Consider the following 7,559-nt stretch of genomic DNA (forward strand, 5'->3'; position numbering starts at 1 on the left):
GCAAAATCAACTTTCCACTCCATCCATTCGCAGACCATGATATTCCCCTTTCATACTCATGTACTGTAAATCATCATAAAAAAGTGATTTTCAACACATTAGGTGTGCAATCCAGCACGGAAGCTGTTTCAATAGCCTGCCGTCTGTCTTATCTATAAAGGTACCCCTATAGATTCCTATATGTGGTACACACGAACATCCGTGCTAAGATTTTTAGGTACGCATGATTAGAGAGAGAAAAAGAGAACACACACATTTTCAGGAGGGTAATATGTCTATTCCAAAAAAAGCTTCATTTTTTGCCATGTTAATTATGATTCTGCTGGTGGCTGCAGCCTGCGGCAACAAAGCAGATAACAACGCCAAGACCAATGAATCCGTTCCTACGGAAACCACTGCCGGCACAGATACAGATACAGCAAAGACGGAAGATACGGAGAACACAGAAAGCTTAGAAGCATCCTCTTCCGAGTCCAAGGTAGCAGATAACTCCAAAGACGTTGAATTGGGAACAACGGAACAAGGCTCTTATAACAATGACTATTTCGGTGTATCACTGAAATTTCCGGAAGCTTGGGAATTCCAGGATGGAGATGGCATGAACGAGCTGACCAGTGCTTCGTCCGAAGCTATAGCTGGCGACGATGAAACGAAGAAAAAACAAATTGAACTATCTCAAGCCAAAACACTGAACTTGCTGATGGCTTCACAATATCCATTGGATGGAGGACAAGTTGGTCCTTCTGCTATGGCGATTGCTGAAAAAGTAAGCCTGCTGCAAGGCATTCGCACAGGTAAAGATTATCTGGAAGCAACGAAGAAATTCATGGTGGACAACCAGTTCCCTTATGAATACAAAGAATTCACAACCGAAACCATCGGCGGCAAAGAGATGGACCTGATGCAAATCACGATGGATGCGGGCAATGGTTCAACCATTACGCAAGATTACTACAGTACGATTATTGAAGGTTATGCGTTTAACTTCATCTTCACATATCTGGATGATAAAACAAAAGCCGAGATCGATACTATTAAGAAATCTGTTCAGTTCAAATAATATATCCACTGTGCCTGCTTGGCATGGAATAGAACCCCGCACAATGATCTTCCACAGATCACTGCCGGGGTTCCTTTTATGTTGAAGTTGAAAGTTTCACCCTATCCGGAAATTGCCACCCAATGTCCCTCTTTCACTTCCACCCATCGGGACTGTTCCAGATTATAGCGGTCTTCCACTTCTACTGTCTCTCTCGGTGTTTCGCTCACAGGATGACGTTTTTTCTTCGCCTCCACAGCCGGGTCAGGAACCGGAATGGCCGATAACAATGCCTTTGTGTACGCATGCTGAGGGTTCGAATATAGCTCCTCACTTTCTGCTAACTCCACAATCTTCCCGTTATACATCACAGCAACACGATCACTGATATGTTTAACCATGGACAGGTCATGTGCGATGAACAGGTATGTCAGACCAAGTCGCTGCTGCAGCTCTTCAAGCAGCTGTACGATCTGAGCCTGAATGGACACATCCAGCGCAGACAAAGGCTCGTCACATACAATAAATTCAGGTTCCACAGCCAGCGCACGAGCGATTCCGATCCGTTGCCGTTGTCCACCCGAAAATTCATGGGGATAGCGCTGGGCATGAGCCGGATCGAGACCGACCATCTCCAGCAATTCCTCCACACGCTTTTCCCGCTCAGCAGGACTGCTGGCAAGATGATGAATATCCAAGGCTTCCCCAATAATGTCCATGATTCTAAACTTGGGATTCAGCGAGGCATACGGGTCCTGGAAAATAATCTGCATATGACGTCTCATCGTTTTCATCTCAGCGGCAGACAGACGATTGAGCGGCACACCCTTGAACAGCACATCTCCACCTGTGGGCTCATGCAGTCTCAGAATGGCTCGACCTGTCGTGGATTTCCCGCTACCAGATTCACCCACGACCCCAAGTGTCTCCCCCTGGCGAATCTCGAAACTGATATCGTTCACAGCTTTTAAGGTGTTGCCTTTACCCAGATTAAAATGTTGTCTGAGCGACTTCACTTCCAGTAAAGGCTGATCATCCTCCAGATCGCGTGGGACTAACGAAACGAGTTTCGGCTTTTTCTTCTCATCCAGTCGAGGCAATGCATTCAGCAGTCTGGAGGTGTATGGATGCTTCGGATTTGCAAAAATCTCTGTAGTTGTCCCGGATTCTACAATCTGCCCGTCTTTCATGACCACAACCCGATCACACATGCCTGCTACTACTCCGAGATCATGAGTAATCAGAATAATAGAAGTGCCCAGCCGTGCTTGCATATCTTTCATCAAATTAAGAATTTGGGCCTGAATGGTAACATCAAGCGCAGTTGTGGGTTCATCCGCAATCAGCAATTCAGGACGGCAGGCAAGAGCTATGGCAATCATCACCCGCTGACGCATACCTCCGGAGAATTCATGTGGATACTGATTGAAACGTATATCACTCCGGGTGATACCAACCAGCTCCAGCATGGCAATCGCCTGCTTCTTCGCTTCCCTTCTAGAAAGCTTCTGATGTTTAATCAGACTTTCGGTGATCTGTTTCCCTATTTTAATAGTCGGATTAAGAGAGCTCATAGGGTCCTGAAAGATCATGCCGATATCACGGCCACGAATACTCTCCATCTCTTTTTGCGTTTTATGGACCAAATCTACCCCTTTAAACAGGATCTCACCCTTTTTCATTTGAGAAGGAGGAGATGCAAGTAGTCTCATAATGGAACGTGCCGTAACACTCTTTCCACTGCCGGATTCCCCTACAATGCCAAGAGTTTCCCCTTTTCGTACTTCAAAACTGACTTCCTTCACCGCCTGAAATTCACTCTCTCCGGAATGAAAAGAAACGGACAACTCATTTACTTTCAGCAAAGGTTGCATGTGATCACCAGCCCTCATCCATATTTTCACATGTGCTCATATGTATACTCTTCCATACCTTGACAATTGAATAGACTCTAAATAATATATACTATATCAATCGGAATAATGCAATTTAAAATAAGATGAAAGGAGGCTCGCATGGTTTGAATCTTGCAAAAGGCAGCAAAATGTCACAGCTTGTATACACCCTGGGATTTATTTATGGCAAAATGCTGCTTCATCCCTCCTATCGATATGTTCTCTTTATTCTCGGGTTGCCCGTTAATTTGGTTGTGCTTCTAATCTGGCAACACAGACGAAAAAGGGATGGCTGGGCCCTGGTTCAACAGGCTGTTGAGCATGATATGCTCTCCACTGCTTACCGGGATAAGCTTCGGACGGACGTGGAAGAACAGTTGAAGCGTAAACATCGTTTCTTTCAGCAACAAGTTAGTGAGGTTGAGTTTACGCGTCAGACGGAAGAGTGGCTGGAGGAATCAGTTCAGAAGGAATTGCAGGAACGAATTTCCCGCAAACTTGAGGAACAGGGAAAGCAGCGCCTGACAATGACCGATACATTCCAATCCCTAATTGATAAACCGTGGTTTCTTGCGGTATCGGTTATTCCGGGCTGCCTCATGTACGCCATGATGTTTTTGTATGGCAATCCTTATCTAAAGTACATATTCGAAAGAATTCTGATGACGGTATTCGTCATTCTGGGTGTAGCTACACTTGTCTTCACCATCTTATACCTGTCTCCATTCAATCCGGCGGCCAACATTCTAGGAGAGACAGCGACACAGGAACAGATCACAGCTTTTAATCATGTGTACGGCCTGGATCAACCCTATCTTGTCCAGCTCTGGAACAATATCAAGGGCATAGCGCTATTTGATCTCGGCAAATCTTTTTCAGGGAATGAAGATGTCACGGCTACGATAGCCAGAAAGTTCCCAATCACGTTAACGCTGGCCGTTATCTCCTTGTTGCTTGCCCTTGTCATTGCCTTGCCCATCGGCATCATCTCGGCGATTAAGCCCAATTCACTGTTTGATTATACGTTCATGTTTATTGCATTGATCGGATTATCCATTCCGAATTTCTGGCAGGGACTTATTTTCATCCTGAATTTCTCAATCAAGCTGCAGTGGCTTCCCGCTACCTTCAATCCGCAGAACTGGCTCTCTATTATTATGCCCACGATAGTTCTGGGAACCGGATTAACCGCTGCAGTAGCCCGCATGACCCGTTCTTCCACGCTGGAAGTCATTCATGAAGACTACGTGATGACTGCCCGTGCAAAAGGGTTAAGCGAACGACATGTCATGCTGAAACACGCAGTACGCAATGCATTAATTCCGATTGTGACCGTGGTTGGCCTGCAATTCGGAGGCATGCTGGGTGGCGCGGCAGTAACGGAGAAAGTGTTTAATATTAGCGGACTCGGCAGCTACATTGTGGATAAACAATTCATACCCGATATTCCGAGTATTATGGGCGGAGTAGTTTACACGGCGATCACAATCTCTATTATTAATGTGGTAGTAGATCTTCTCTACGCTTTTATTGATCCGCGGGTACGTTCCAAGATGAAACAATATTAAAGCAGGTGCATGATGACAAAATCGGGTTCCTTATCTCAAGAAATACGCTTTCGACTTAAATCGTCACAGGAGTACAGCCAGGCAAGCTTCGCCTGGGTCACTTCCCTTCTCTTGTCGGTGTTACTGTTGTTCAACATTTATGACTGGAGTCTTCAGGTGTTCAAGCCATTTCTGCTGACAGCACTCGTTATCTATTTATTTTTCACGGTGGTCCAGAGTCTGCTAACGCTCCTGATTCGGAGAGACCTGATTCGGCAGGGGGCAATCTCTGTACTGACTCGCAGACTCGCCTGGGTCCAGCTTCTGGCTATTGTTTCAGGCAATATCTTTATCGTAACGGCCGCTTTTCACCTGATCAAGAAGACGAAGAGCATTGAGTATACATTTGCGGTGTATATGCTGCTGACCCAGTTGTTCGTTATTGGGGTTTCAGCACTCAATATGTTCAAACCGTATGTTGCGGATACGTTCTTGCCAGCCATGGCTGTGCTGGTATTTATTCTTGTCATTGATCTGGTGGTGCTGTTTATCGTATCCCGGTATACCTCAGGCTCGATCATCCCGCGCTGGATGCTGGGCGTGAGTACGATACTGATCCTGAGTTCGGTCACAGGGAATGTGTTCGCACTGCTGCTGGGTATTTCCATCATTGGACGAATCCGCAGACAGGGTAAACAAAAATCCAACTTCTGGAATGATCTATGGGAGCGTCTCGCTCCGAATGTCACGGCCATGTCCGGTTTGTTTTTTATCATTTTCCTGTTCTCGATATCCATTTGCAGCTTCTTTACTTTTGATTACAGCATGGCTGTAGAAAATAACTACTCGGCCTTGCTTCAGTCTCCATCGCTCGCCTATCCCTTGGGAACAGATGACTTTGGACGATGTTTATTTTCTCGGATTGTATTCGGTGCCCGTATATCGTTGATCGTGGGATTCATGTCCACCCTGATTCCGGTATTGATTGGCGGTATTCTCGGAGCATTCTCGGGATTCTACGGAAGACACACAGACAATATCATCATGCGACTGCTGGATATTCTCTATGCCATTCCGGGTATTCTGCTCGCTATCGCCATCATTGCGGCGTTCGGAGCCAATACGGTCAATCTTATTCTAGCGCTCAGCCTGGGCTCGATCCCAACCTATGCACGAACCATGAGGGCAAGTGTGCTCTATGTATCTACTTTTGAATTTGTTGAAGCTGCACGTGCGCTGGGTTACAACAATCGTTCCATTATTTTTAAACATATTATTCCGAATTCGCTCGCACCGATGATTATCAAGTCTACACTCACTATCGGCGGAGCGGTCATTGCCACCAGCAGTTTAAGTTATCTGGGACTCGGCGTAGAGCCGCATATTCCCGAGTGGGGCAACATTCTCAAGCTGGGAAGCACGTATCTGGAAACCCATTCGTATCTGGCCATCTATCCAGGTCTGGCGATCATTCTGCTCGTGCTCTCGTTCAACTTTCTTGGAGACGGATTGCGCGATGCGCTTGATCCGAAGCTGGAAAAGGCCTGACTTACCGCATTCAACTCAATTTGAATTCCATTGAATATGAACTTATCTGGAGGTATTTTCATGAAAAAACGTATGTTGATTTCACTACTATTAATTCTTGTCCTTGTGGTCTCCGGTTGCAATGTGAAGACCAAGACGGAATCCCAGTCAGAAACCGCACCGTCGGATACATCGGAAAATACGCAAAACCAAAAACCGGTAGACATCGAATTACTGGCTCAGAGCTCTTCCGAAAATGACGTGAACATTATCCGCGACCAACTTACCAAGAATGGCTTCAATGTTAAGCTGAACCTACAGCCGGATTACGGCAGTTACAAATCCCAGCAGGATGCAGGCAATTACGATATTGCGCTGTCCAGCTGGACAACGGTAACCGGAAATCCGGATTATGCTCTTCGTTCTCTTTTCAAAACTGGCGGAGACTACAGCATTCTGGCTGATGAAGAAATCGATAAGCTTATTGACCAAGCCGCTACTCAGACTCCGGACGAATACAAGGATACATATAAACAATTGGAGGACCGCTTGGTAACCGATCAAGCCTATATCGCTCCGTTGTACATTTCCCTGAAAAGTCAGGCTGTGAACAAAGACATTCTGAATGCAGACACCGTCCGCTTGTCTAAATCCCGTGCCATGGCATGGGAACCCATTGAATTCAAAGACAGCTCCAAAAATACAAAAGAACCATTAATTCTGACACAAAGCGCCTCCGTCCTGACTTCCCTTGACCCGATCAAAGGAAATGACGGTTCCATCAACCAACTGAACACCAACATGTATGTACGTCTCGTTAACCTGACAGATGACGATCAGCTTACAGCAGAGGGTTCCCTCTCTCACAATTTCAGTATTGCTGAAGGAAACTCGGAGTATTATTTCATTCTCAGAGACGATATCAACTTTGCGAAGATTGATAATAAAAAGGCGGTAGACACGGGTGAACGAGTCGGTGCAGATGACGTCATATTCTCCCTCGATCGCGCCAAAAACAAAGATTCCGTACCGGATCACCGGACATACAGCCTGCACGAACATATCAAGGAGGCCGAGTTGGTAACTGATCTAAGTTCCCTGGAATCCATTCAGCAATCCAGTGGCGGAGGTTCGGTTAAAGAAGCATTGGAACAAGGGCTTGGCACCCAAATTTCGGAACTGGTCACGGACAAAAACAAAGCCGATAACGCTGCCGGCAAATATCAGGTCGTGAAACTCACAACCACCGAACCTTTCCCGCAAGTATTGAACTATCTGGCTCACCAATCTGCTGGCATTGTGTCCAAAAAGCAGGTGGAGAGCATCAATACGTATGATGTGGCATCGTTTGACGTGAATAAAGACATTCCTTACGGCGATCAGAATACGGTGACTGAAGGTGCGGCGTACAACAACACCCTGTATGCCAGCGGCCCATATATCTTGGCTTATAAAAATGATTATGAAGGTGTATTCTATCATAATCCCGGCTACCGTAAAGCCTCTGAATATGCACCCAAGATTTCTCAGGTGAATGTACGATTCATCTCG

General features: G+C 46.1%; 5 protein-coding genes. 4 read left to right on the forward strand and 1 reads right to left on the reverse strand.

Going from position 1 to position 7,559, the window contains the following annotated elements; genetic code table 11:
* Positions 1-271 precede the first annotated feature (271 nt).
* Positions 272-1,060, forward strand: a complete 789-nt coding sequence (locus AMS66_RS14405) for a hypothetical protein (protein WP_053781443.1) — start codon at positions 272-274, stop codon at positions 1,058-1,060.
* A gap of 101 nt (positions 1,061-1,161) precedes the next feature.
* On the opposite strand, the gene AMS66_RS34555 is transcribed toward AMS66_RS14405, so the two are convergent.
* On the reverse strand, positions 1,162-2,913 hold the full coding sequence (locus AMS66_RS34555) for an ABC transporter ATP-binding protein (protein WP_053781444.1): 1,752 nt from the start codon (positions 2,911-2,913) through the stop codon (positions 1,162-1,164).
* A gap of 146 nt (positions 2,914-3,059) precedes the next feature.
* Here AMS66_RS34555 and AMS66_RS14415 point away from each other — a divergent pair, with 146 nt between their 5' ends.
* From AMS66_RS14415 to AMS66_RS14425, 3 genes are all read left to right on the forward strand, one after another.
* A complete protein-coding gene (locus tag AMS66_RS14415; protein WP_144424495.1) occupies positions 3,060-4,502 on the forward strand; it encodes an ABC transporter permease in 1,443 nt (480 codons plus the stop codon).
* A 12-nt stretch (positions 4,503-4,514) separates the two neighbouring features.
* Positions 4,515-6,029, forward strand: coding sequence for an ABC transporter permease (locus tag AMS66_RS14420; RefSeq protein ID WP_053781445.1), 1,515 nt, complete (start codon positions 4,515-4,517; stop codon positions 6,027-6,029).
* 60 nt (positions 6,030-6,089) lie between these two features.
* Positions 6,090-7,559: ABC transporter substrate-binding protein (locus AMS66_RS14425; RefSeq protein WP_236703400.1), on the forward strand; the 1,470-nt coding region annotated here is incomplete at its 3' end.

The sequence above is a fragment of the Paenibacillus xylanivorans genome (assembly GCF_001280595.1).
Lineage (GTDB): Bacteria > Bacillota > Bacilli > Paenibacillales > Paenibacillaceae > Paenibacillus > Paenibacillus xylanivorans.

What these genes read in the sequence shown, in the direction of transcription:
- AMS66_RS14420 (WP_053781445.1), top strand. Translation starts at nt 4,515, where the DNA reads ATGACAAAATCGGGTTCCTTATCTCAAGAAATACGCTTTCGACTTAAA.
- AMS66_RS34555 (WP_053781444.1), bottom strand. Translation starts at nt 2,913, where the DNA reads ATGCAACCTTTGCTGAAAGTAAATGAGTTGTCCGTTTCTTTTCATTCC.
- AMS66_RS14405 (WP_053781443.1), top strand. Translation starts at nt 272, where the DNA reads ATGTCTATTCCAAAAAAAGCTTCATTTTTTGCCATGTTAATTATGATT.